22 protein-coding genes and 1 pseudogene are annotated in these 25,494 nt (G+C 46.8%); 10 read left to right on the top strand and 13 right to left on the bottom strand.

The features are described from left to right. Window positions 1–38 precede the first annotated feature (38 nt). Window positions 39–1,256 carry an ABC transporter permease gene (locus tag NG795_RS06935; protein ID WP_367287934.1) on the top strand — a complete coding sequence of 406 codons (1,218 nt, stop codon included), beginning with the start codon at window positions 39–41 and terminating at the stop codon, window positions 1,254–1,256. 490 nt (window positions 1,257–1,746) lie between these two features. Here NG795_RS06935 and NG795_RS06930 read toward each other — a convergent pair whose 3' ends face one another. The 7 genes and pseudogenes from NG795_RS06930 to NG795_RS06900 all read right to left on the bottom strand — a co-directional run bounded on the left by NG795_RS06930 (window position 1,747) and on the right by NG795_RS06900 (window position 7,708). After that, on the bottom strand, window positions 1,747–2,733 hold the full coding sequence (locus NG795_RS06930; protein ID WP_367287933.1) for a DNA cytosine methyltransferase: 987 nt from the start codon (window positions 2,731–2,733) through the stop codon (window positions 1,747–1,749). A 240-nt stretch (window positions 2,734–2,973) separates the two neighbouring features. Further along, window positions 2,974–3,276, bottom strand: coding sequence for a hypothetical protein (locus NG795_RS06925; protein WP_367287932.1), 303 nt, complete (start codon window positions 3,274–3,276; stop codon window positions 2,974–2,976). Window positions 3,277–3,824: 548 nt separating this feature from the next. Next, complete coding sequence (locus NG795_RS06920) at window positions 3,825–4,448, bottom strand: exopolysaccharide biosynthesis protein (RefSeq protein ID WP_367287931.1); 624 nt, start codon at window positions 4,446–4,448, stop codon at window positions 3,825–3,827. A gap of 305 nt (window positions 4,449–4,753) precedes the next feature. Then, window positions 4,754–6,031: an adenosylhomocysteinase gene (ahcY, locus tag NG795_RS06915; RefSeq protein ID WP_367287930.1), complete on the bottom strand. Its 1,278-nt coding sequence runs from the start codon at window positions 6,029–6,031 to the stop codon at window positions 4,754–4,756. A 56-nt stretch (window positions 6,032–6,087) separates the two neighbouring features. Next, a pseudogene (locus tag NG795_RS06910) lies at window positions 6,088–6,201 on the bottom strand (RNA-guided endonuclease TnpB family protein); the annotation flags it as partial. Window positions 6,202–6,451: 250 nt separating this feature from the next. Further along, window positions 6,452–6,595, bottom strand: a complete 144-nt coding sequence (locus tag NG795_RS06905) for a hypothetical protein (protein WP_367287929.1) — start codon at window positions 6,593–6,595, stop codon at window positions 6,452–6,454. Window positions 6,596–6,643: 48 nt separating this feature from the next. Continuing rightward, entirely contained in the window at window positions 6,644–7,708 is a 1,065-nt protein-coding gene (locus tag NG795_RS06900; RefSeq protein WP_367287928.1) for a GUN4 domain-containing protein, read from the bottom strand. Between the two features lie 333 nt (window positions 7,709–8,041). Between NG795_RS06900 and NG795_RS06895 the strand changes: the two genes are divergently transcribed. Next, entirely contained in the window at window positions 8,042–8,962 is a 921-nt protein-coding gene (locus NG795_RS06895) for a peptidoglycan-binding domain-containing protein (RefSeq protein ID WP_367287927.1), read from the top strand. A gap of 62 nt (window positions 8,963–9,024) precedes the next feature. Here the strand turns inward: NG795_RS06895 and NG795_RS06890 are convergent, their stop codons facing one another. Then, a complete protein-coding gene (locus NG795_RS06890; RefSeq protein WP_367287926.1) occupies window positions 9,025–9,705 on the bottom strand; it encodes an ImmA/IrrE family metallo-endopeptidase in 681 nt (226 codons plus the stop codon). 2 nt (window positions 9,706–9,707) lie between these two features. Next, the gene (locus NG795_RS06885) at window positions 9,708–10,049 is read right to left on the bottom strand and encodes a helix-turn-helix domain-containing protein (protein ID WP_254566804.1); all 342 of its coding nucleotides are present in this window, start codon (window positions 10,047–10,049) and stop codon (window positions 9,708–9,710) included. 267 nt (window positions 10,050–10,316) lie between these two features. On the opposite strand from NG795_RS06885, the gene NG795_RS06880 reads away from it, so the two are divergent. The 7 genes from NG795_RS06880 to NG795_RS06850 all read left to right on the top strand — a co-directional run bounded on the left by NG795_RS06880 (window position 10,317) and on the right by NG795_RS06850 (window position 16,845). Continuing rightward, window positions 10,317–10,676, top strand: coding sequence for a hypothetical protein (locus NG795_RS06880; protein ID WP_367287925.1), 360 nt, complete (start codon window positions 10,317–10,319; stop codon window positions 10,674–10,676). Between the two features lie 94 nt (window positions 10,677–10,770). Then, window positions 10,771–11,457: a hypothetical protein gene (locus NG795_RS06875; RefSeq protein ID WP_367287924.1), complete on the top strand. Its 687-nt coding sequence runs from the start codon at window positions 10,771–10,773 to the stop codon at window positions 11,455–11,457. Window positions 11,458–11,525: 68 nt separating this feature from the next. Then, window positions 11,526–11,831, top strand: a complete 306-nt coding sequence (locus tag NG795_RS06870) for a hypothetical protein (protein ID WP_367287923.1) — start codon at window positions 11,526–11,528, stop codon at window positions 11,829–11,831. A gap of 239 nt (window positions 11,832–12,070) precedes the next feature. Then, window positions 12,071–13,069: a coiled-coil domain-containing protein gene (locus NG795_RS06865; protein WP_367287922.1), complete on the top strand. Its 999-nt coding sequence runs from the start codon at window positions 12,071–12,073 to the stop codon at window positions 13,067–13,069. A 113-nt stretch (window positions 13,070–13,182) separates the two neighbouring features. After that, complete coding sequence (locus NG795_RS06860) at window positions 13,183–14,280, top strand: coiled-coil domain-containing protein (protein ID WP_367287921.1); 1,098 nt, start codon at window positions 13,183–13,185, stop codon at window positions 14,278–14,280. A gap of 119 nt (window positions 14,281–14,399) precedes the next feature. Next, the gene (locus tag NG795_RS06855) at window positions 14,400–15,815 is read left to right on the top strand and encodes a pentapeptide repeat-containing protein (RefSeq protein ID WP_367287920.1); all 1,416 of its coding nucleotides are present in this window, start codon (window positions 14,400–14,402) and stop codon (window positions 15,813–15,815) included. Between the two features lie 262 nt (window positions 15,816–16,077). After that, a complete protein-coding gene (locus NG795_RS06850) occupies window positions 16,078–16,845 on the top strand; it encodes a proteasome-type protease (RefSeq protein ID WP_367287919.1) in 768 nt (255 codons plus the stop codon). A gap of 251 nt (window positions 16,846–17,096) precedes the next feature. On the opposite strand, the gene NG795_RS06845 is transcribed toward NG795_RS06850, so the two are convergent. The 3 genes from NG795_RS06845 to NG795_RS06835 all read right to left on the bottom strand — a co-directional run bounded on the left by NG795_RS06845 (window position 17,097) and on the right by NG795_RS06835 (window position 20,566). After that, window positions 17,097–18,125 carry an alpha-E domain-containing protein gene (locus NG795_RS06845; protein ID WP_367287918.1) on the bottom strand — a complete coding sequence of 343 codons (1,029 nt, stop codon included), beginning with the start codon at window positions 18,123–18,125 and terminating at the stop codon, window positions 17,097–17,099. A 153-nt stretch (window positions 18,126–18,278) separates the two neighbouring features. After that, a complete protein-coding gene (locus NG795_RS06840; RefSeq protein ID WP_367287917.1) occupies window positions 18,279–19,712 on the bottom strand; it encodes a circularly permuted type 2 ATP-grasp protein in 1,434 nt (477 codons plus the stop codon). A 332-nt stretch (window positions 19,713–20,044) separates the two neighbouring features. Beyond that, a complete protein-coding gene (locus tag NG795_RS06835) occupies window positions 20,045–20,566 on the bottom strand; it encodes a pyroglutamyl-peptidase I family protein (RefSeq protein ID WP_367287916.1) in 522 nt (173 codons plus the stop codon). A gap of 65 nt (window positions 20,567–20,631) precedes the next feature. On the opposite strand from NG795_RS06835, the gene hisH reads away from it, so the two are divergent. Further along, a complete protein-coding gene (gene hisH, locus NG795_RS06830) occupies window positions 20,632–21,276 on the top strand; it encodes an imidazole glycerol phosphate synthase subunit HisH (protein ID WP_367287915.1) in 645 nt (214 codons plus the stop codon). 1,082 nt (window positions 21,277–22,358) lie between these two features. Here the strand turns inward: hisH and NG795_RS06825 are convergent. Next, complete coding sequence (locus tag NG795_RS06825) at window positions 22,359–25,412, bottom strand: tetratricopeptide repeat protein (protein ID WP_367287914.1); 3,054 nt, start codon at window positions 25,410–25,412, stop codon at window positions 22,359–22,361. Window positions 25,413–25,494: the final 82 nt, after the last annotated feature.

Here is a 25,494-nt window from a genome sequence, read left to right as displayed (position 1 = left end):
ATCCTCCCCATCTCCAGAATCTTCCTACTCCTAAAACTATGAATTTCTTAGAAAGCGTAAAGATGGCATCCAAAACCTTGGTTGCTAATAAGATGCGAAGCAGTCTAACGATGCTAGGGATTATTATTGGTAATGCCTCGGTGATTGCGACGATTGGGATGGGTGAGGGGGCTCAGAATTTTGTGGGTCAGCAGGTGGAATCTTTGGGAACGAATTTGTTATTTATTGTGCCGGGAAGTCCAAAGGCTCAAACTCGTCCGGTGAGTCCTCCTCAGACGTTGGTGTTGGCGGATGCGGAAGCGATCGCCTCTCAAGTTCCTTCCCTGAAGGAGGTTGCGCCCCAAATCACGGGAATGCAACGGATTACCTACGGCAATGCCAATCAATCCACAACGGTTGCGGGGGTAACGCCGGAGTTTTTGACGGTTCGGAGTTTTGATGTAGCGCAAGGTCGATTTATTACTAACTTGGATTTGAGGCGCAATGAACAGGTGGTGGCATTGGGTGCAGATGTGGCGGAAACCTTATTTGGAAATACGGACCCGATCGGGAAACAAATCCGGATTAAAAATGTATCGTTTTCTGTGATTGGGGTGATGCAACCCAAGGGTTCTACCTTTGGGCAAAATCAGGACGATGTGGTGTTGGTGCCGTTGACGACGATGGCGAATCGAATTACGGGGAATAGTTCACCTTATGGGACGAGAATTAATTTTATTTCGGTGGCGGTGGAGAATGAGGAAAGTATGAGTGCGGCGCAGTTCCAAATTGAGAATTTGCTGCGCCTGCGACATCAGATTATTGATGAAGATGATTTTACGGTTCGCAATCAAAAGGATTTGCAGGCGACGATGGGGGCGATTACGGGGGCCTTGACCATGTTGTTGGCAGCGATCGCCAGTATTTCCCTGTTTGTCGGGGGAATTGGAATTATGAATATTATGTTGGTGTCGGTGACGGAACGGACGAAGGAAATTGGATTAAGAAAGGCGATCGGGGCGTCTCAGCAGGATATTTTAATGCAGTTTGTGATTGAGGCAGTGATTTTATCCGTTGCCGGGGGTTTAATCGGAATATTTGTGGGAGTTGGGGGAATTTTTCTGATTGGGAGTTTGACGCCGTTTGATGCGGGGATTTCTATGATGGCGATCGCCTTAGCAACTGGAGTATCTGGTGCAACCGGATTATTCTTTGGGGTGATTCCCGCCAAAAAAGCTGCCCAACTTGATCCGATTGTCGCCTTGCGCGGTGCCTAGAATGGCGGTAGAGTAAAGGTTAGAAACCAGGTTTCTTAACCAAAATATTGGTGATTAGTAAAAGATTTGGTGAAGGAACCGGGTTTCTTGTTCTAGCTGATTTAATACTGTACGGATGCCCTAGACTCTGCCAACACGGACGGGCGATCGGCACATAAAAGGAGAAAGAAACGACTGAAGTCATTATTATGAACAAAAGAGAACGACTGAAGTCGTTACTACAAACAGCAGATAAATTTCTTCGTTCGTAGTAACAACTTCAGTCGTTTCCGGGCGATCGGCACATAAAAGGAGAAAGAAACGACTGAAGTCATTATTATGAACAAAAGAGAACGACTGAAGTCGTTACTACAAACAGCAGATAAATTTCTTCGTTCGTAGTAACGACTTCAGTCGTTTCCGGGCATTAACCTCCTTGGATTACCCCAGGGCGTTGTTAACTTTTATTTTGCGAAATGTTTGACATTGTGGATTTCAATCGAGGCTATTCTTATAATAAATTTTGCTGTTTAATTTGAACAGCTAATTCATGAATCATTGAAATACAAACGGAATTACCAATCTGTTTATAGCATTCTCCAATACTAGAATGTCTTGTGAAATTATCGGGAAACCCCATAATTCTATAACATTCATTCAGAGTTAATTTCCGCACAGCATTTTCTTCAGGGATATAGATAAAAAAGCGGCCTGATGTTTCCTGAGAGGGTAAAGTCGGATGAACCCCTTTAACAGAATAAATCCGATTCGGTTGTCTATGAACTCTCGACAGATGTTCTGTATTCGGTCTAATCCCGGTTTTCCAAATATTTTTATTACGATATCCGACAAAAATTAAACCTGAAATTTGGGGTTTAGGATTGTCGATTAGCGTGTATTCTTCAGGCTTTAAATATTCAAACGGTCCTTCCTTATCTAAGAATTGTTCAAGACTAGGAGGAGAAAGTTTTGGCGTAATTAAATCAAAATTAAATTGTTGATTTAAAGTGCCAATAATAATCACCCGCTCTCGATTTTGGGGCAATTGGAAATCTTTAGAATTCAATAAATTATAACTGACACAATATCCTAAGTCTTCTAAGGAATAAAGAATCGTCTCTAAAACCTGGCCTTGGTCAAGATGCAGGAGATGCTTAACATTTTCCAAGACAATCACTTGAGGTTTTTTTATTTCAATAATTTTGCATAAATGAAAAAATAGGGTTCCTCGCGTGTCCTTAAAGCCATTACGTTTTCCGGATATACTAAAAGGCTGACAAGGAAAACCCGCTGTTAAAACAGCATGATTGGGAATATTTTGAATATCTAAAGTAGTAATGTCTTTTTCGGGTACATCCCCAAAATTTTGATAATAAACTTTCTGGCAAGCTTCATTAATTTCACAGGAGTAAACACAATGATAGCCTGCTTTTTCAAAGGCAAGACGGAATCCTCCAATTCCAGCAAATAAGTCAATAAATTTAATTGAATCAGTCACTAATCTTTAAATTGAATGGAATTGAGTTTTAACCATTATAGAATATAACCTATCGAAATCGCACCAGCGTGGGAGTTTGATGCCGTTTGATACTGGAAAAGAAGTGGATCAACTCGATCCGATTGTCGCCTGGTGGGGTGTTGAGGGTGTTTATCTGATTCACAGGGGGTCTACAAACTAAAAGCGATCGCCCTTTGTTCTGAGCAGCGATCGCTTGTTTATTTTTATAATCACAGGATTTTAAGAACTTTTGCTAACTAATCTGAAGCGTCCCCAAAAATCTACATAGTGCACATTCGAGTTCGCGGATACCCGCACTGAACCCATGCTTAGGGCCGTTTGCTTTACAATTCTTAACTCTTCAGGATATCTCGGCTGGGGGTCGTTTTCTAACCAAATCGGGGGGACCATCATGGGGTCATAGGCAGCAATGGTATCAACAACTCCGGGCCGGTCCTTGAACTGTACCTGCTGTCCAGGGTGAAAAACCACCGCTTCTTCTTGTTCTAAGTCCTTGTCAAATCCAATTGTGACAGCAACCATAAAATTCTCCTTATATGCTTGTATTTTTATTTAGACTAACCTTTTTTGGTCAAGGTTTGGTAAAAAAGACAAAATTTGTTACAAAATTGACAGAAAAATAAAATTTCTTCAAAACTCGCTTTTTGAATCTATCTTAGGGTAGGTGTCAAGGGGGAATTTACAGCCTCGAAACCCACGAATATCAGGGGTTTTAGGCGGTGAGTGACCCAATCTGTTCTAATTTTCATGGGGATTGAGGCAGCCACTTTATCCCGAGAAGCATTGCCACAGGGTTGTTCTAGGGATTTTAACAAGACTCAGTTGACAACAATCTGGAAAAATTCTTAAGTTTAGGAGGGGTCGGGTACAGGAACACCCCAATTGTTGTCAATTAATAAGTGTTTGTGCTTAAGGATAAATTCTGATGCCATTCAAAATGTCTGGGTGAACAAGCCATTGTCTATCTAAAATTTCAGGAAATAAGTAAATAGACTTACTTCCAATAAAAAAAAGAGAGGGACACCGATTAAGCGGGCGTCCCTCCCATTCCAATTTTGAATTAAACTGAGTTACTGTGCCCGCCAGTTTTGGATGATGTCCAGCAAGCTGGAACCCCCAAACCAAAGAGCCATCAAAATAGAAGCCGAGAGAATAAATCCCATCACACAAAGCACTAACCCAGCCAGGGTAATGGCTCCATCGTCATCAAGTAAGCCAAAGCCGGTCACGAAAATGCCCATCGCTGGTAAGGTATTGGTCCCGGGGATGGGAATCATCATGGAAATTGCCATCAGGGCGATCGCACTGCCAATGACCACTCGACCCGGTAAACTTTTGCAGATATAGGTCAACCGGGGACGAGAGAGCAACTCAATTTTTTCCAACCAGGGAATCCCGGCTTTTAAAATGCCTTGGACCTTTGACAAGGCGATCGGGTGATTCATCACTCGCTTAGGCATCCAAGGACGTTGAGCGCCAGCAATTAGCTGAACCGCCAGGATACAAATAACAATTCCAAATGGAGTCGAGTATCCTGGCGCAGGTACGGGTAAGGCTGAAGGTAACGCCAAGAATACAAACAAAAATCCAAAAATGCGTTCTCCAGCCAGCAGGATAATATCCGCTAAAATTACGCCTTCAGAACGTTCTTCTTCAAAAAAATAGCGATGCAATTCAACAGAAAGTCGAGCCACAGGGTTTAGGTGAACGGCGAGAGGAGGGAGGCGAGGGAGAGGGGGGAGATAGGGAGGATGGGGGAGAACAGGAAGAGGGATGTAATTTTTCCTGTCTTTATTGTTGTTTATCCTTACCCTTTCATCCTGGATATTCTGATTAAATCAGACGTCTTGAAGCATTCTAATCCCCCCCCTTGGCAAGGGTCTCTTTTAGAAGCAGCATTCTAGTCCCCCCCTTGGCAAGGGGGGGTTAGGGGGGTCTCTTCAGAATCTTGGCAGAAATCTATATCTTGCCCTTCCTCAAAGAAGACCACCCGATAAATTTAAGTTCCAGAGGTCCAGGAATTCATGTATTCTACTTGAGCCGAAGTCAGGGTATCCATATTGATTCCCATTGCTTCGAGTTTCAAACGAGCAATTTCCTGGTCTACTTCCGTCGGAATGGAGTGTAAACCGGGTTGCAACTTGCCTTTATTCTTGACTAAATATTCGCAAGCCATCGCTTGGTTGGCAAAGCTCATATCCATCACCGCGCTGGGGTGTCCTTCGGCGGCAGCGAGGTTAATCAGACGTCCTTCTCCGAGGACGATCACAGATTTACCAGAGTTGAGGTGATATTGTTGGGTAAACGGACGCACGGTGCGAACTTCTGAGGCTTCTGCTCCTAGGGCTTTGAGGTCGATTTCGATGTCGAAGTGACCAGAGTTACAGACGATCGCCCCATCTTTCATCTGGGCGAAATGCTCACCGCGAATGACGTGCTTATTGCCGGTAACGGTAATAAAGATATCTCCTTCGGATGCGGCTTGTTCCATCGGCATCACGCGGAATCCATCCATCGTGGCTTCTAATGCACGCACGGCGTTGATTTCCGTCACGATGACGTTAGCACCCATTCCCCGGGCGCGTAAGGCGGTACCTTTGCCACACCAGCCATATCCAGCAACGACGATGGTTTTACCCGCCAGTAAGATATTGGTGGCGCGGATGATGCCATCGAGGGTGGATTGACCCGTTCCATAGCGGTTGTCAAAGAAATGCTTGGTTTCGGCGTCGTTGACGTTCATCGCCGGGAAGGACAGTGCGCCATCTTTGAACATGGCGGCGAGGCGCACGATGCCGGTGGTGGTTTCTTCGGTGGTGCCGATGATATCGGAGAGTTGATTTTGACGATGCTGCACGAGGTGCACGGTGACATCGCTACCGTCATCGATGATGATGTTGGGTTTATGATCCAGGGCGATTTCAACGTGACGGTTGTAGGTGGCGCTGTCTTCTCCCTTGATGGCGAACACGGGAATGCCATAATCCACCACGAGACTTGCTGCGACGTCATCTTGAGTGCTCAGGGGGTTGCTGGCAATCAGGACGGCATCTGCACCACCGGCTTTTAAGGCAATGGCGAGATGGGCGGTTTCGGTGGTGACGTGGCAGCAGGCAGATAAGCGGATGCCAGCGAAGGGCTTTTCTTTGGCAAAGCGATCGCGGATTAGTCCCAGAACGGGCATTTCCCGTCCCGCCCATTCAATTCTCTGTTTGCCTAATGGCGCTAGAGACAGGTCTTTGACTTCGTGTTTGATCTGAGTGGTGGTTGCTGTCATCGAACGGTTTCCTAAAAATAACAAATTGCCATGACTTATCTACCTTACTGATACATTTACGCGACATTTGTCCGGCTATTGCTGGACCTTGCCGCGATGGCACTATCACCCTTGAAGGTGATGATCGCGGTATCCCGCAAAGCTTTTAGAAAGATTCTAAAAGCGCTTGATGGTTTAAGGTCGATGAGGATGATTAAACTCGTACCCTCGAATACTCAAGAATCCACACCCACCTCGGCAACCAAGCAAGGAAGTCTCAAAGGTCGGGCGGAAAAATCATTATGAGGGCGCGAGTGGTTGCTCCATTTTTAACTCTTGCTCGGATATTATACCCGATTATCCGCAGATGCCCAGCAACTCTCGGATTAAATCCTTACTTTATCGTTCCCTAGGCTGGGGAGGGCGATCGCCAGATTTGTTCTAGAAATCTTCCAATTGCAGTTCCTCTGGCGTTTTTATCTCATCCAGTGAGGAGTCTTTTGGAGTGGACCCTTGTAGTTTTTCCCGCAAGGATGCCGGAATCTCAATGGGTCCCTCGGAGTCGGGATTCACCGGATCCAGCACAGGGTGAACTTCCGATAGCTTCCCCCATTGCCTACAAAAAAACAGGTTCTAAAACCCACAATCAGGGTTGAGGGAGAGTCGCCAAGTCCGGTGAAAACCCGAACCAAATGTTTCATAGCTGTAGCCGATGCGATAGGGAAAATGTCCCAAAGGAATCGTGAGAGGGTCTCCCCCATTGTAGATCTCCTCATGAGGATGGGTAGAAGACCAACCCACTGCTCTTTCAAAGTCTGCATAACGCTCCCAGTGTAATTCTTCGGGCTTATTACCCGTTGCTTTTAATATCGGTTTCTGGATACTGAAACCAAAGCGTTTATTAGAATATTTGAGCCAGAGGCGATCAATCTCTTGGAGTTCAGAACAGGGAATTTCTGAGATTAATAGAGAAGCTGTAGCGCTTCGGGTATCTGCTCGATAGGGTTCTAGGACCTCTAAGGTTTTCCAGTCTGCTGTAGCCCATTGATTCAGCTGCAAGGCATCAATCATCCCGCAGTATTTCAAGCGATGGGTAATGGATGCGACACCGTTCCAAACTCCACCACTTACCCCATTCCCAGTTGTAGCCGGTAAGTGGCCCTCGGGAGCCGATTTAGAGAAGTTAAGTTTCTCGTAGGTCCGCCACTGACCCTGCCTGCGCCAGCCAACGCGATCTCCAAATTTTTCGGCAATTTCTGGGGTATAATTTCCGACAACGCCACCGACTGATTCCCAAATCTGCTGCTGCCGGATGAAGCCAAACCGATTATCGCTGTAGTAATTCCATAGTTTCGCTAAACTGTGCAAATCCTCACAATCCAGTTGTTCTACATCGGCTTGACTTAACCACCCTTCCTCTTCTCGTTGGCTAATTTTTAATAAAATCTGAAACGTTTCGCGATCGGCAGATTTCCACTCTTGATTCCTCAGCAAAGCTTGCAAGGGTTGATAGTTAATATTTGCAGTCGAGGTAATCTGAAATACCGGATCCGGTTTAGGACTGGGTTCCCACCAACAGGATTGCCCACTCAAACTCAATACTAGGGCGATTGCCTTGATTGTTTTTCCAGAACAAGGGGGGATTATGGTTTGAGTGAATCGACAGATTTTAAAAGCATCAATCAAAAATTGTTTCAACCCCATCCTCCTCAAATTAAATTCTAAATTAAGTCAAATGCAGGGAGGTTAAATTTACCCTCTTCTTCGGGTTTTCTTCCCGCCGGGTGGGTTAGGTCTATCCACCCCGGGTGAATTTCCAAACCCCGGTGATGATTCTACAGGATAATCAGGCTAAAGTGATAGTGGGGCAATTCAATAAGCGGTCCAATCCTATTAAGGACCCTACTTTGACCTATAGTTCCGCTATTTCCCAGGAACTCGCCTTGACTAGAGTTGGACAAGGCTTTAAACTCCCGTTGCAAAACTTGATAACGGTTTCAACTTTTAGAGATATTAACCGGAATAACTATCATGGAAAATTTAGCTTATTTACAGACGGTTTTGGCCCTCGAATCTGTAGAGGCGATTCCCGAATCGCCCCTACATTTCGGGTTTAATCTTAAAGATTGTGTAAGTTTTTACCGTTACAGGGTAACGATCGCCCTGAGTCTCTCCCTATTCAGTCTCATGCAAGAGGCAGTCGCGTCCCATCTGATTACCCCACAAGGACTGGGACGGGGAGATAGTGGACCCCTCGTCACTTGTGTTCAGCAGATGTTGAAGGCAACGGGTTATTTTCACGGACCTGTTTCTGGTTTTTATGGACCGATGACGGAACAAGCGGTCTTAAAATGGGAACTGGAAAGTGCTGGGGTGGGTGATGGTGCAATTAATGCCTTAACAATTGCTCAAATCGGTTGTTATCAAGGGCAAAAACCTTTGACTCCTCGTCCCGCTTCGCCGACTCCCCATTCCACCCCCATAACCGGCGATCGCCCCATCTATAATCCCGGCAGTGGGGCGCTGCAACGAGGCGATCGCGGGGAACAGGTGGTACAATTACAGCAAGAATTAATGGCTGCCGGTTATTTTCAAGGTCCTGTTACCGGCTACTATGGCACATTGACGGAAGATGCGGTGATGCACTTACAACAGGATTACCATATCCCCATCGATGGTGTTGCCAGTACCAAAACCCGGTTAAAACTTACAAAAACACCGGATCCGGTGCCTCTCGCCAGAGAAACCCTGCGTCCCGGGTCCCAGGGTTCTGCGGTAGTTGCTCTCCAGGAAAATTTACGGAACTTAGGATACTATGTAGGACCGATTACCGGCTATTATGGTCAACTCACTGAGGCAGGGGTGATGGAGTTGCAACGCGATCGCCTGATCCATGCCGATGGAATTGCCGGTCCTCAAACCCAAAGTATCTTGTTGCTTTCTCTGTATTAAAACCGAAAAGCGATCGCCTCCCACCCTGGGAAACTGCGATCGCTTGTCACTCTGAACCCCATTCACGAAACCAGTGCCTTTCCTGGATAAATGTCCCGCTTGCGAGTTTTCTTATCCAAGTAAATCCACTCTAAATCTTGAAGGCGATTCACCAAATTAGAGATACTCACCCCCAATTCTTCTCGCATTTCATATAAGTGAGACCAATAGGTTAAATCCCGTCCTTGGCGTTTCTCTTCTAAAATCCGCCTCGGCATCAGCAGGCAACCCGCAAAATACTGTGCCTGCCACTCCATAGACTCTAATACCGAGGCATGATTCAGGGGACTGTTCACTTCCCGACTTCCCCGGCAGACAAAGGGTTCATCGGTTGCTAGGGAGAGGTCTGTAAGCAGGCGATCGGCCGTTTCCGTCGTCGCCTCATGATTAATATGCAGCACCCAATGGCCGATTTCATGCGCCAGGGTGGATTCCAGGAATCCCTGGGGTTTATCGAGAATCTCTTCATTAATCTCGATACAGCGTTGCAGGGGGAGAATCCTCGCCGCGATCGCCCCTTGTTCATCCGGTGGAATCCGTTCCCAAATTACCCCGAGGTCAAAAAAATCCGCAACCAAAGTCACGTCAAACGGCCAGCAAGGAGCAAATTGGTCCCCTCGCTGTGCCATTCGCCTGAGTACATTATTTGCCCGATACTCAATCGCTTCTTTGCGATAATAGCGATACGGCTTAAAAATACTCAAGATTATTCCCCCTCGCTTGCCACCTGCTGAAACACCTTCTCTGCAAAATCAGGATTTTCTCGCATCCGCCGCAACAGTGCAGGCATCGCTTTATAATTTTGCTTGAGAAAATCCTCGTACCGTTGCGGAAGACGACCGGCGAGGACGATAGACTCCTCCTCATCCAAATCCAGATTCCGCGCCAAAGACCGAATCACTTCCTCTTTAGGTGCATAGTCTGCGCGATCGTTTTCCAGCTTGGACAAGTAGGTGAAATCGACATCCAGAAGCTTGGCAAGCTCCCGTTGGCTATATCCCTTGTCCTTGCGTGCTTGACGAATTAGTTTACCAAAACTCTGTTCCACGTCTTTAAATTCCCACTACATCTGCATTGTAGGCGACTTTGAAAAAAAAATCAACTTTTAGGTTGACGAAAAAATCAAGCCGCGTTAAACTAGGTTTAGTTGAACAAAACATCAACAAAGCAGGCGCTAGGGGCACTGTAGCAGTCCCACCTTTTTCCGGCTGAGACGCTAGACCTAGTAAAAGCTCGGGTCGGGTACCAGACGGGTTTGGGCCAATCGAGAGCGCCATAAGGGAGGGTGCCACACAAACAAGACAGGAGAGGAACGATGCTCAAAACCTGGACTGATACTCACTATAAGCTCGAAGACGGGGACTGGCTTTATATTGCCAAACATGAAGACCAAGGTGCCGCCTCCCTCATTTGTCCGGGTTATGCCCGAGATGGTTCGGGGTTCACCATCCATTTTACCCCAGCCCACATCGAACTGTTACAAAATCTGCTGGCGGTTTTGCAAAGTACCCAAGGCATCTCCTCTTCGGAGTCGGTTCGAGGGACCAATGGCAACCCTTGGGTAGAACGATATCCCCACCCGGAGGCGGCTAAAACTGAGTCCCGACCCGGAGAAGAACCGGGTTACAAATATCCAAATTCCGCCCCAGTTACCCCTCGTCCAGTGATTCGATAATCCCGTGGAAATCATGGGGGATAGGTTACTCAAAATGGCTAAAGATAAAACAGAGAATTCAGCAGTTTTACACAACCCTACAGGAGTAGAAACCATGTCTAAGAAAGCAACAATTTCCGTATTTGGAACCAAGCCCGAAAATGCCATTGTTGTTCCCGAATTACCCATTTCTGCTAAAAACAATTGTCAGGCAGGAAAGTGGACGATTGGAGATGAGGAATATGGGTCAAAATTAGCGATGACTATCCTCAAGTTTAGCAAGTTTTTTGGCAGCTTGGGGCAGACCAAAAATACCTTATGGGGACAAATTTGGTTTGTGGCTGAAGGGGGAGAATTGCCCCATGATGTGGTGATGGTTACTTATGTTAAGGGCCGAAGTCTCAGTGATTTTAATCGGTTAGTTGCCTCAGTTCAAGCGCGAGGAGTTGAACCCGCAGAAGGGGTATTTGTGCCAGATTTTATCAAGCATTCTGGACAAAAGCCTGATGAGAATGGGGTGATTAAACCGATTAATTATTATAGCCTAAAATGGGACTGGATTGAACGGTCCGATTGGGAGATGGTGGAACAAGCGGCGATCGTTTTGTCTGACCCCCAAAATCTGAGTCGGATGATTGACTTGGAAGGAACCCGAGAAATGATTTGTTTGGATAATTTGCCTCCGGCTGAAATTGCTTGTTTGATGGCGGCACATTTGGATGGTCCAACTTCGGGAGATATGGCATTGCCTGCGGCAGTTTCTCATGAAGTAATGCGGGAACCTGCGCTTGCTAATGGTTAATGGAGTCGGATAAAACAACGGAGAGATGCGTGAAGCATCTCTCCTTTCACCGGGTTTTAGATAAATTCATGAAAAAAATTGCCAAACTCACCCGCCAGTCTGTCTGGGAAAATCAGTTGAAGGGAAATCTGACTACGATTGAGGAGATTCGCACCGATACGTTAAATGATTTACAACTCCTCAGTGAAGATTTTCAACATTTGCATCTTGTGGTTACTTCGGTTCAGCAGAATTATGCTGCCTTATTAAAGCAAAATCGCCAAATGAGAGCGATGCTTTTGCAGGTGGTGGATGAGTGTTTTTGCTGGCAAGGCAACCGTTGCGATCGCTGTAATGCCATTCTCCAGCTTCTCTCCAACCGCCCGCTAGAGTAAAGGGTAAACAACCGACGGGGGTTAAAACCCTAACAGCAACAACCGACGGGGGTTAAAACCCCCGTCTAACAGCTAAAGTCGGTTGAAACCGACTGAAAGTCTTATAGTCTTATAGTATAGGATGATATTTTTAGTCGGTTTTTAACCGACTTTAGCTATGAGGCGGGGGATTTATCCCCCGCCGGGTGATGATGGTCAACATTTTCGCATCTAAACTATTAGAAATAGGAGGAAAATTCATGTCCCAAACCCCGGTTAAAGACAGTAAATCTCAAATTTTAGCCCAATTTCAACAACTTCTAGCCAATCGCCAAGGAACTGCCTCTAAAGTTGCTACGAAAGAGGAGGAAGCGGAAAAGGATAAAAATAAAGAACTCCTCGCCGTTGCCTCGACTTACACCGTTGATACGATTGTTAAAGGATTAGCGGATCTGCAACTCGATTTTGGGAGTATTGTCACCCAACTGGCGGAGAAACTGAGTACCGAAACTGCTAAACTGGATGAACTCAAACGGGCGATTGTTATTCAAACCGATCGCCTCGAAGAATTACGTCAAATTCGAGTGGTTGCTGATGCGCTGCACATTCTCACCCAAGAACACCAAGAAAAGTTAGCACTGCTGGATCATCAGGCGGCTTTACAACAAGAAACTATTGAAACGGACCAGGCGCAAAAGCGTAAAGCATGGCAAAAAGAACAACAAGAATTTGACAGTTTGGTGCAAGAGCAAGATGAAGCCCTCACCAAAGAACGAGAACAGGAAGCGGCAGATTATGACTATGAACGGCTGCGGATTCAAGAATTAGAAACTGATGAATATGAAGAACGGAAGCGGCAACAAGAACGCGAGTTGAAAGAAATTGCTCGGGAAAAACAAAAGAACTGGACGGAACGAGAGAAATATTTGACGGAACATCAAGCCGAATTTGCAGCCAATCAGGAGAAGATTGCTGGATTTGAGGAAGAATTGAAACAAGCTTATATTAAGGCAAAAGAAGAGGCGATCGCTGAAGTGAAACGCGAAGCCAAGGTCAAATCTGACCTGTTCGAGAAAGAGTGGGAAGGCACGAAGCAAGGGTATGATTTAACCCTGCAATCTCTCAACAGCAATATTGAACGTCAAACTCAACAAATTGCTGATATTAACGCCCAGCTACAAGCGGCGATGCGACAAGCTCAAGATTTAGCAATGCGAGCCTTTCAAACCTCATCAAATATGAGTTCTGGCTCTAAATAATAGTTAATTTGTTAACCTGACCCCCGCACCCTCAAGGGTGGGGCTATACGGACAAAGCCTGCCTCCGCAGGCTAATACAGATTTAAACCCTGCACATTTTTTGGAGAATTCTGATGGCGAAAAAAATTACCTCTAAAAGCACTAAAGCGGAAATCATGGAAGCTTTTGAGGAATTAGAAAAGGAAAACTCAGGACTAGAGGCTCAAGTTAAGCAACTCGCTAAAGAAAAACAAGCAGCGGCCAAAAGTACCATTTCAGCGGTTAAAGAAGTCAATTCTCCCGAAGTAAAAACCCCTATGAATACCACACCAACGGCTCAACAGAAAATTAATCAGACCATTGAAAGTCTGCAATTGTTGCAATTCGGATTTGGGGGTGCGGTCAGTGATTTGTCCGAACGACTGACTGGGGAAGCGGCTAAACTTCATGAACTGGACAAATCGGTGAATCAGGAGGTGGAAGACCTTCAAAATTTACATGATTTGGAAGTTTCCGAGGAGACGTTAGAAGGGTTAGTCCAAACTTATCAAGAGCGCGCTAAAACCTTTCAAGGGGAAATCACCGATCGCCAGGATACCTTAGAGCAACAAATCCAAACTCTCAAGAAAACCTGGGAGAAAGAACAAGAAACCCATCAACGTGAGATTAAAGAACGCAATACTACTCGCCAGAAACAGCAACAGCGGGATGCAGAGGAATATCGCTATAGTTTAGAACGCGATCGCCATCTGGCTCAGGAAGAATACGCGCAAACCCAAAAAGGCTTGTATCAAGAACTGGCAGAAATCCGCCAAACCCAGGAACAAGAATGGACTGAACGGGAAAATGCGATCGCCGAACGGGAAAAATACTATGCCGAAGCCAAAGCCAAAGTCGAGGCACATCCGAAAGAATTGGAAACTAACATCAAGAATGGCAAAGACAGTGGTCGAAATATCGGCAACTATCAAGCCAAAATCGCCTCAGATCTGCGAAGCAAAGAAGTAGAAGGACTGCAACGCTCCTATCAACTGCAAATCAGTGCATTAGAAGTGAGCATCAACAACCAAGAAGAACGCATCAAAACCCTCACCAAACAACTGGAATCGGCCCTCAAACAGGTACAAGATTTGGCAGTCAAGGCGATCGAAGGGACATCCAATGCCAATTCCTTCCAAGCCTTGCGGGAAATTGCCGTGGAACAAGCGAAAAATCTGCCAAAAAGCAAATAATTGAATTTTAGTGTTATTTTAACAAGGGACAATTGATTGATTGTCCCTTGTTTTCTGTATTTAAGACGGGTAAATCCTCATCAAACGTTGAGAACCGAGGCTCCATGCAACCAAACTCCATGCAACCAAACAACGAGGGTTGGATTAAAATTGCTGAATATATTTCCCTGGCTGGATCAGTTGCGGGTTTGGTTGCTGCATTGGTTCTGGGAAGACTCAGTTATGCAGCAGTCGTCTTATTTCTCTCCGCATGGCTAAATTTAGTCTATCGCCACCGATTGCACCTGATCACGCAGCAACGACTCAGCAATGCCATCACGGAAGTGGATCAGAGTATAGATGAGTTTCAAGTGGCGATCGCCAATCGAGTTGGGGAACTCAGCGAAGAAATCTCCCACCTGAATGAGAACCTCCTGGAAAAACCTGAGAAGGAGCAGATGGAACGTTTGCTCTCACCCATCCTCAACCTAGAACAGCAGTTAATGGTATTGGATGTGGCGTTATCGCGCATTAGCAAGCATCTGGAACCTCCCATCGAGGAATTGCGCGATACCCTCACCGCCACGGAAGGGGACTTGCCAGAAAAAGCGACAACCGCAGGCAGCAGTCGCCTCCCCGAGGAGATTGCTCAACTCTCGGAACAGATTTCCCATCTCGGCGAGGCGATCGAGAAACTCGAACCCCGACGAGAAGGCAGCGAAATCGTCCCCGTCCCTCCTCAAATGCCGATGGTGCCGAATGCCTGGGGTGTCCCTGCCGCCTATAGCGAACCGAATCCGAACCTTCCCGTCATTGAGGCATCGCCGGGTTCCCATACCAGCGCCGCCGCACCCAACGCCTTACCCACTTGGGGAAATCCCTATCAGAAACTAGACCCTGAAACGGGCTCACCCCTGGCATTTCCAGCGAATCAAGCGCTAACACTCCGGGGAGAGGCAGCGATCGCCTATTCCGGCTATCCCAACCCGGCGATCGGCAGCGAACCCGCTGCCAACATCGACTTACGAGGAGCCATTCTCATCGGCTGTAGCCTCACCCAAGCCAATTTTGCCGGAGGGGACCTCCAAGAAGCCAACCTCAGTCAAGCCGACTTACGCGGTGCCGACTTACGGGAAGCTAACCTCGCCGGTGCCAACCTCAGCGGTGCCAACCTGAATGAAGCCGACTTAGACGGTGCCAATCTTGCCGGTGCCGACTTGCGCGGCATCAACCTCCGCAATACCCTGTTTAGAAATGTTTATCTCAGTGGCGCAAACCTCAGCGGATCAGACTTGAGTGGATTAGATTTAAGGGCGCTCAATCTCAACAGCGCCACCCTGATCGAAACCAACCTATCCCAGGCAAACTTACAGCAAACCCAATTAATGGGAGCCAACCTCGCCGGTGCTAATCTCGCCGGTGCCAACCTAGAATCGGCTAACCTCACTCATGCCAACCTCACCAACGCCAACCTCATCGGCGCTAACTTTGGGGAAGGAGAAACGCAAGCGCAACTCGATGGCGCAATCCTCCCCGATGGCAGTATTTATGAGTAGGGTGAAAAATAAAATCCCTCCGGGGGATGCATGGAGGGATTTACTCTAAAGATGTCAAACACTTTCAGTCTGAGATCTATTTTCAGCGATTTTTGAGTATTCCACCAGGGGGCTGTCCCCCCCAATAGGGTTAACCCCCTACCCGAGCAATACTGCAACCGGCTTCACCCGATCGCTGTCAACTCTAAAATTTGATGCGAAGAGCGGCAAGTCGAGGGATAAGATCTAAACAGTCCATAGAACCCATCAACAGAACTCACTTATGACATATTGCCTGGGTATCCTCACCCGTTTTGGTTTAGTGATCGCCGCTGACTCGCGCACCAATGCCGGAGTTGATCATATTTCAACCTATCAAAAATTGTTTGATTTTTCCGTACCGGGAGAGCGAACCATTTTGTTATGTACCTCGGGAAATCTCTCCATCACCCAAGGGGCGATCGCTGCCTTAGAGAAAGATATTAAACATCAAGAAGAGGTCAATCTTCACACCCTTCCCAGTTTGGCAGAAGTGGCTCGTTATATTGGCAACAAAATCCGAGCGATTCAAGAACAGGACCGACCTTTCCTAGAACGCGATCGCATCGATTTTAAATGCAGTATATTACTGGGCGGTCAAATTTCGGGGGAAGAACCCAATCTGTATTTAATTTACAGTCAGGGAAATTTCATTCACGCCACCAAAGAAACCCCCTTTCTCCAAATTGGAGAAACCAAATATGGCAAACCCCTCCTAGACCGCACCTTAACAGCAAATACCCCGTTAGAAGCTGCGGCAAAATGTGCCTTACTCTCCATTGATTCTACCATGAAATCTAATATTTCTGTAGGACCACCCATTGATATTGTCATGTATCATACGGATTCCTTCACCATCCGCCATCGCTTGAGATTGAGACTCGGTGATCCTTATTTGGCTAAAATTAGAAAGTTATGGGAAAGCTACGTCAAACAAGCTTTTGATGATATGCCCGATGTGGAATGGGAATATTATGAAGATGATGTAAAAGAAGATATTTTAATTGATTAAATTCAATTAGAACAGAACGTTCGTAGTAACGACTTCAGTCGTTACCGCGTGACTTGGCATTAGCCAAGTCACGCCCATCTGAGGCCCTGCCACCAGTCTCCAACCAAGCAGGTCCTAGACCCTCCGATTACTCGTGTTATGGCCGATGCCAAGTCACGAGGAAGAAACGACTGAAGTCGTTACTACAAACAAGAAGACAGAACGTTTGTAGTAACGGCTTCAGCCATGACACGAGAGTAATCTTCCAACAATCAAGAGCCGATCGCAGTCTGAGTTTGAGTTTGAGTCTGAGTTTGAAGTGAAGAAATCGGTTTAATTTCTTCCACTGCCTCTACCATCGGTTCAAGGGCAAAATAAGCATTAAAAATACTCTGACCCACGCCATTGAGTTGCTCTTGGAGAGTATTGATAAACTCATGCAAACCCGTCTCAAAGATATCGGCAATGGTCATATATTCTAACTGCGATCGCAACCGACCTAAAGCCCGTTCTGCGGGGTCTCTCCAAGTTCCCACCGGAGTGCCGGTAATTTCATGGAGCGATCGCTCGGCATTCAAAAAGCAAAACCGGATTGAGCGCGGAAACTCTCGGTCTAAAATCAAAAATTCCGCCACTAGAGTCGGATTAATCCGATGCTCGCGCTTCCGATACATCTCATAAGCACTCGCCGATCGCAATAACGACATCCATTGAATCTCATCCAGAGTCGTTCCCACATCATGCACCGACGGCAGCAAAATATAATACTTAACATCCAAAATGCGAGAAGTTTTATCCGCTCGTTCCAACAGTCGGCCAATTTGTCCGAAATGCCACCCTTCATTGTGGGTCATCGTCGCATCCATGATGCCTGAAAACAAGTGACTTGCCAACTTAACCTGGGTAAAAAAATCATGGAGAGAGGCTAAATTTTGTTTAGGTGCGGCCTCTTTTACCATCATATAAAAGGCATTCACCTGTTCCCACATTTCCGAAGAAATCACTTCTCGGACCGATCGCGCATTTTCCCGGGCAATTTGCAAACAGGATAAAATCGAATTGGGATAATCGCGATCAAAAGCCAGAAATTGAATCACATTTTCCGGCAGCACTTCCCCATATCGTTCTTGAAACAGGGGTGCATCCCCGGTGATTTTCACCAAGGGCTCCCATTGTTGGGTCATTCCGGTGGGAGAATCCAGAATTAAATTGAGATTAACATCAATAAAACGGGCAATATTTTCCGCCCGTTCTACATAACGATTCAGCCAGTAAATTGAATTTGCAACGCGACTAAGCATGAGAATTTTTAGAGTTGAGAATTGAGAATTGAGAGGAATTTACCCTCACAGAGTCCTGTTTGAATACCCGGGCTAAATGCCAATCATGCCTCGGTTGGCTGTCAGGAATGTCCCTCCCTCTCACCCCTCAATCCTGACGCTTAACCCCGTCGTTTATTCCGTCACGACCCAAGTATCTTTACTCCCCCCACCTTGGGAAGAGTTAACCACTAAAGACCCTCGTTTTAAGGCCACCCGAGTTAATCCACCGGGGTTAACATAGATATCTTTTCCATAGAGGATATAGGGTCTCAAATCGACGTGACAGCCTTCAATATGACTCTCAATTAATGTGGGAACCCGAGACAGACAGAGGGTGGGTTGGGCGATATAATTGCGGGGATTGGCCCGAATGCGATCGGCAAAGTCCTCTCGTTGTTCTGCCGTCGCCTGAGTGCCAATTAACATCCCATATCCCCCCGATTCATTCGCTGCCTTGACGACTAATTTATCCAAATTAGCCAAGACATGATCTAAATGCTGGGGATTTCCACATAAAAAAGTCGGGACATTGGGAATAATTTGGTCTTCTCCCAGATAATACCGAATCATCTCCGGGACATAAGCATAAATTGCTTTATCATCAGCAACACCCGTTCCCAAAGCATTGGCAATCCCCAATCGACCCGATCGATAAACATCCATCAAACCGGGTACACCTAACAAAGAATCAGAACGAAACGCCAGCGGGTCGATAAAATCATCATCAATGCGACGATAGACTACATCAACACGCTTTAAACCCTTCGTCGTCCGCATTTGCAAGTAACCATCGGCGACGACTAAATCTTTCCCTTCCACCAGTTCCACCCCCATTTGCTGGGCGAGGAACGAATGTTCAAAGTAGGCGGAATTGTAAATCCCTGGGGTAATGACTACCACATTGGGATTCGGCAAATTATCCGGGGCCAGATTGAGTAATGTCTCTAACAGATGACTGGGATATTCATCAACGGGTTGAATATCCATCGTTCTAAAAACTTGGGGGAATGTACTTTTCATTACCCGACGGTTTTCTAGGACGTAGGACACCCCCGAAGGACATCGCATATTATCTTCTAAAACATACCACTGTCCATCTTTTTCTCGAACTAAATCGGTGCCGGTGATATGACACCAAATTCCCTTGGGCGGTTTTAACCCAATGCAAGGTTTGAGAAATCCTTTCGCCGAGTGAACCAATTCGATGGGAATTATCCCATCTTTTATGATTTTCTGATCCCCATAAATATCAGCAATAAATAGATTTAATGCTTCAATTCTCTGTTTCAGTCCACGATTGAGAGTTGCCCATTCGTTCGCTGCTACAATGCGGGGGATGATGTCAAATGGAAAAATCCGCTCATTGCCTTCGCTATCTCCATAAACGGTGAAGGTGATCCCCAGTTTAAACATGGCGCTTTGTGCCGCCTGTTGTCGCTGGAGAAGTTCTCCATCGGATAGGGAATTGATTCTGTCTATCAAGGGATTCGCCTGGGGGCGAGGTTTTCCCTTCTCGATAAACAGTTCATCGTAAAAATCGCCTGGATCGTATGTGTCAAATCGCACGGTCTGCTCTCTAACGCTGTCCACTACTTTAGGATAAATGGAGTGAATAGAATACCCGCAGACTATTAATTTTTATGAACCTGCCCGGTTTAGATTACGGGATATCGGTTCTCGAAACTACTACAGGACTAGGGGGATATAGGGTTAAGGGATTTTAAAACGGGCTTTTGGTTTTTCAACAAACCCAGACATTTGTCTATCTGGTGGGTTTAACCCAATACCATAACGACTGAAGTCGTTACTACGAACATGAAGAGAACGACTGAAGTCGTTACTACGAACATGAAGAGAACGACTGAAGTCGTTACTACGAACAAATCGAAGAGTGACATTTAATGGAGATTGGACTGGGTTAGACGATTGAGGAGATGGAGAAAATCGTCGAGAATGGGTTGGGAATTGGTGGGGGTGAGGATGGGGACATGGACGAAGAGGGTAGGAATTTTTTTGGGGTGGCGATGGAGATGAGACAGAACAGCATAATAGAGGGATTCGCAGACAAATTGTCCCGCATCTTCGCTGATTTCTGTGAGTTTTAAATCTTGGATGAGGAGGGGAAGGTTTAAGGGGGTGACGATCGCCTCTTTGCCACATCTCGCCTGTTTTTCTACGGTGAGTTTTTGCCTGGATTCTGCCATGCCGCAACATACCACAAGATCCGGTTGCAGTTCGTTGATTTTGGCGATCGCCTGTTTGGGGGCCTCTTGAAAATCGACGGGTAATTTCCGCAGGAAGTGCAGATCATGGGGAATCCCACTCACCTGGGACACTTTCTCCAATAACTCATCGGAGGAGTTGGTTTGGTGATGGGACATCCAAATATCAAAGGAGGTTAGGAGGATGGTTTGAGTCATGGCAATGGGTCCGTTACCCTTTATAATCAAAAGAGCCTCAGTCAAGTATTTTAAGGAAAAAGGCAATGCCGGTAATCGCGGTCATCGACTATGATATGGGCAATCTGCACTCAGTCTGTAAGGGATTGGAGAATGCAGGGGCCACAGCCAAAATCACCGATGTGCCTGGGGAAATTGAACAGGCAGATGCGGTTTTGTTGCCCGGGGTCGGGTCCTTTGATCCGGCAATCCAACATTTGCGATCGCTAGATTTAGTCTCCCCGGTTAAGGATGCGATCGCCTCGGGAAAACCCTTTTTAGGGGTTTGTCTCGGGTTGCAAATCCTGTTTGACAGCAGTGAAGAAGGAAAAGAACCCGGTTTAGGCATTATTCCCGGGGTAGTCCGTCGCTTTAAATCCGAACCCGGTTTAACCATTCCTCATATCGGGTGGAATCGTCTGGAATTGACACAACCGGAGGTTCCGTTGTGGCAACAGTTGCAGGATCAACCTTGGTTGTATTTTGTCCATTCTTATTATGTTGACCCCATCGATTCTACGGTGACTGCTGCTACTGTAACTCATGGCAGTCAAACCGTCACTGCTGCGATCGCCCGGGATAACCTGGTTGCCGTCCAATTTCACCCGGAGAAATCTTCTACTGCCGGGTTGCAAATGTTAGCGAACTTTGTCCAACAAATCGAAATGCGATCGGTGGCAATGTCTCATTAAACTGAGTGAAAAACCGACTGTAGGGGCGCTTCGCGAAGCGCCCCTACGGCGGGGGTTTAAACCCCCGCCTAATAGCTAAAGTCGGTTAAAACCGACTGGAGAGATGATGTTTAATGGGTGGGTTTTTGGGATGGGATGGGGGAATCAGGGTTTGTACAAATTTGCGGAAACCTGTTGACAAGGTTTGGGATTTTTGGTAGATTGTTATTGTGGGAGAAGGTGCGGCCAAAAAAAGGCATTTTCATCAACACCCGGCTGATTTTAGCTACGGTTTCAGCCAGTTAGCAAATTTTGAGCTATCAGTTGCGACAACCGGCGGGGGTTTAAACCCCCGCCTAATAGCTAAAGTCGGTTAAAACCGACTGGGGGGATGATGTTTAATGGGTGGGTTTTTGGGATGGGATGGGGGAATCAGGGTTTGTACAAATTTGCGGAAACCTGTTGACAAGGTTTGGGATTTTTGGTAGATTGTTATTGTGGGAGAAGGTGCGGCCAAAAAAAGGCATTTTCATCAACACCCGGCTGATTTTAGCTACGGTTTCAGCCAGTTAGCAAATTTTGAGCTATCAGTTGCGACAACCGGCGGGGGATAAAACCCCCGCTAATAGCTAAAGTCGGTTAAAACCGACTGGGGGGATGATGTTTAATGGGTGGGTTTTTGGGATGGGATGGGGGAATCAGGGTTTGTACAAATTTGCGGAAACCTGTTGACAAGGTTTGGAATTTTTGGTAGATTGTTATTGTGGGAGAAGGTGCGGCCAAAAAAAGGCATTTTTATCAACAACCGGCTGATTTTAGCTACGGTTTCAGCCAGTTATCAACCCTTCAGCTATCAGTCGGATTTATCCGACTTTAGCTATTAGCAGGGGGTTTTAACCTCCTGCGGTTGTCGCAATTTGCCAGAGATTCGGCGACGGGGTTTGGCGATACGTTCCGCAAACGCACTCCCCATCGCTATCTGTACCTCATGAGTTCGGCATCCTCTATGTTGCATTGACGCACCTTACAGGATGAATTGCCGCACCATTGGGGTTAATTGCTGCCGCATTTTTCTGGACAAACCGAACAATGATTCCCTCAAATTAGGAATTGCGCTTATCCCGCAACATCTGAAGGTTTTCTACTGTTGTCTTGGTATCCGGATGCTCATCACCAAGGAATTTGCGGCGAATATTCAGCGCTTGCTGGTAAAGCGGTTCCGCCTTGTCATACCGTCCCTGGGATTCGTACAATGCTGCCAAATTATTGAGACTCAAAGCAGTATCCGGATGCTCATCACCGAGGACTTTAAAACAAATATTCAGCGCTTGCAGAAAAAGCGGTTCCGCTTCGCCATACTTTCCCTGAGAACGGTACAATACTGCCAAATTATTGAGACTTTTAGCAGTATGTAGATGCTCATTTCCGAGAACTTTACAACAAATATTCAGCGCTTGCAGGTAAAGCAGTTCCGCCTCGCCATACCTTCCCTGGAAATCGTACAATGTTCCCAAATTATTGAGACTGGTAGCAGTATCTGGATGCTCATTTCCAAGGGCTTTGAGAGAAATATTCAGTGCTTGCAGGTAAAGCGGTTCCGCCTCGGCATACCGTCCCTGGGATTTGTACAATTCTGCCAAATTATTGAGAGTGGTAGAAGTATCCGGATGCTCATCATCAAGGATTTCAGATTTAATATTCAGTGCTTGCAGGTAAAGCGGTTCCGCCTCGGCATACCGTCCCTGGGAATTGTACACTAAAGCCAAATTATTGAGACTGAAAGCAGTATCCAGATGCTCATCTCCGAGGAGTGTGCGGTCAATATTTAGCGCTTGTTTTAATAACGGTTCTGCTTTGCCATATTCTCCTTTATCGTAAAATGTACGAGCAATAATATTCAATCGCAGCGCCAATTCCGGTGTTACTTCTGACTCTCCAACTTTGACATAAGCATTATGACGTTCGGCATACTCATCTGCTGCTTGATGCTGTCCCATTTTTCGACATAACTCCGCCATTGCTTCTAAGACATCTAAAGTTTGGAAATGACTGGGACCAAATACCTCCTCTGCCGCAGTTAGCGCTTCTTGATATTCTCCCAAAGACTTCCGATATAAACGGGGTCCCATGCGAGAATGAATCCACGCTAACATCATCAGACTCTGGATGGCGATCGCATGATTTTCTCCTCCGACTTCTATTGCTAACTGTCGCGCTTCTTGGCAGAGTTGTGCTGCATCATCGAGTTGGTTGTTGTAAATTTTTAATAATGCGGCGGTTTTCTTGACTCTTGCCAGTTGGATGGGGTTGGGTTGGGGTTGGGAGTTGAGGATTTCTAAGGCGCGATCGCTCAATTTCACTGCCTCTCCATATTCCCCACAGTCGGAGGCGATCGCCGCTAGGCGGTTGAGGACCTCTGCCACCTCTGGCGCATCCTTCCCTAACTGCTGTTGGCGCAACTGCCGCGATCGCATTGCCGCATTCTTGGCATCAAAGGTGCGATCGCAGGCAAGATACACCCCCGCCAATTCATACTCCACTCGCGCCGCTTCTACACTGTCCCCTAATCCCACTGCCGCATACTGCGCCTTGGCGGTTTCTAATTCCTTTAGCGCTTTCTCCGTTTCTCCCAACTCCACTAAGGAATACCCCAGCAGCATCTGTGCCTTGGCAGTGGTTGCGGTGACGGGTTCCCCCAGACGTTTCACCCGCGATCGCAGCATCTCGACAACTTCCGAATGTTGAGACTGTTGCTGGTGAATCGGCATCTGCGCCAATACCCAGGCAGTCGCCTCGGAGGAGTGACTGCTGTCTATTGCGTGATCCAATGCCTGATCCAGCGCCAAGATTGCCGCTTGCGGGGTTTGCGCCTGGAGATACTCCTGCCGCAACTCCTCATATAATCCCTGATGCAGGGTTTGCCGTTGCGTCGTGGGTTGGGTTTCTAGCAAATACTGCCGCATCAGGGGATGTAACCGCCATGTCCCCTCTGCCACTTCTTCTATATAAGGAGAGGCAATCACTTGGGCAAATCGTCCCCGCCAACTTTCCAGATGCTGCTGTTGCATCAGGCGATCGAACCTTGCCGCATCCCACTCCCGGGGAATTGCCAAGATTTGCAGCATTCGCAGTTCCCCGGGGTCCCAGGTTGCTGCTTCTGTGGTGAGAAATTCCTCCGGTTTCCCGGCAAAATCTTCCACCTGCGGCGATCGCCTCTGCTGGATTTTCTGCCACCGCTTCACACACAGATGCATATAATAAGGTGTTCCCTGGCAAATTTCGGTGATGGTTGACAACAGGCGATCGCCGGTAATTCCCGCAGTGGTTAACACTTCCTGACTTTCTGCCTCGGTTAGCGGCAATATCGGAATTCTCTCCCCCGCCTCCATCCACTGCGGCAGTCGCCTTGCTACAACTACCCACAACACCCAAGGATTCGGTTCCGAAATCAGGGTTTCCAACCACTCCGGATGCGGAGACTGATCCGCCAATGCCTCATAGTCATCTATCAGAATCACCAGCGGTTTCTTCAGGCGATCGCAATACTGACGCAACCCCCTCGCCAATAATTTGGGTAAATATCCGACAACTTGATAGAAACTGACAAAATCTTTCAGGGGTTGCAACTCCCGACATCCAACTTCTTTCCACCACCGCCATGCATCCGCATTTTTGAGGAAAAACCAGTTTAATTTCATCAAAAAGGTGATCGACGGCATCAAATTCCTGCCGATTTCCTGCAATTCCTCCAAGAAATACGGTAATAACTGCTGCATGGTTGCGCCAACTTCCGGCATTCCCATTTGCTGCAACAGTTTCTCTAATTCAATGCCAGCAAATGCCGATGCTAAATCTGCACCCGTGCTCAGGCGATCGGCGCGATCCATTCCCTTGGCATATTGAGAGGGAGTGATATTCAGATGGGGAGATTTCTGGGACAAATAATAGACTAAGGCAAAATCAAAGGAACTGAAATCCTCTTTCGCTTTTCCCAACTGATGCCTTAAATCAATTAATGCTTGTTCATCGGTGGCAGGGTTCCGACGGCGAATTTCCACTCCATCTATATAGATGCAAGGAATCTGCGGTTTGAGTTGCTGTGCGATCGCTTTTCCGAGTCCCCAGCGGAGGCGATCACTACCATAAAATACCAGCAAATTCAGGTTCTCCCGTACTGGGTATGCTAAAACTTAAGTAAACATCCAATTTAATAGGCTTCTCAACCTAAAGTTTTCAAAC

Source organism: Laspinema palackyanum D2c, from assembly GCF_025370875.1.
Taxonomy (GTDB): Bacteria; Cyanobacteriota; Cyanobacteriia; order Cyanobacteriales; family Laspinemataceae; genus Laspinema; species Laspinema palackyanum.
This window is presented reverse-complemented; position numbering and strand designations above follow the sequence as displayed.

Coding starts and splice junctions, on each gene's coding strand:
- NG795_RS06865 (WP_367287922.1), top strand. CDS start 12,071: ATGTCCCAAACCCCGGTTAAAGACAGTAAATCTCAAATTTTAGCCCAA.
- NG795_RS06895 (WP_367287927.1), top strand. CDS start 8,042: ATGGAAAATTTAGCTTATTTACAGACGGTTTTGGCCCTCGAATCTGTA.
- NG795_RS06870 (WP_367287923.1), top strand. CDS start 11,526: ATGAAAAAAATTGCCAAACTCACCCGCCAGTCTGTCTGGGAAAATCAG.
- NG795_RS06925 (WP_367287932.1), bottom strand. CDS start 3,276: ATGGTTGCTGTCACAATTGGATTTGACAAGGACTTAGAACAAGAAGAA.
- NG795_RS06850 (WP_367287919.1), top strand. CDS start 16,078: ATGACATATTGCCTGGGTATCCTCACCCGTTTTGGTTTAGTGATCGCC.
- NG795_RS06935 (WP_367287934.1), top strand. CDS start 39: ATGAATTTCTTAGAAAGCGTAAAGATGGCATCCAAAACCTTGGTTGCT.
- NG795_RS06875 (WP_367287924.1), top strand. CDS start 10,771: ATGTCTAAGAAAGCAACAATTTCCGTATTTGGAACCAAGCCCGAAAAT.
- hisH (WP_367287915.1), top strand. CDS start 20,632: ATGCCGGTAATCGCGGTCATCGACTATGATATGGGCAATCTGCACTCA.
- ahcY (WP_367287930.1), bottom strand. CDS start 6,031: ATGACAGCAACCACCACTCAGATCAAACACGAAGTCAAAGACCTGTCT.
- NG795_RS06855 (WP_367287920.1), top strand. CDS start 14,400: ATGCAACCAAACAACGAGGGTTGGATTAAAATTGCTGAATATATTTCC.
- NG795_RS06860 (WP_367287921.1), top strand. CDS start 13,183: ATGGCGAAAAAAATTACCTCTAAAAGCACTAAAGCGGAAATCATGGAA.
- NG795_RS06835 (WP_367287916.1), bottom strand. CDS start 20,566: ATGACTCAAACCATCCTCCTAACCTCCTTTGATATTTGGATGTCCCAT.
- NG795_RS06880 (WP_367287925.1), top strand. CDS start 10,317: ATGCTCAAAACCTGGACTGATACTCACTATAAGCTCGAAGACGGGGAC.
- NG795_RS06845 (WP_367287918.1), bottom strand. CDS start 18,125: ATGCTTAGTCGCGTTGCAAATTCAATTTACTGGCTGAATCGTTATGTA.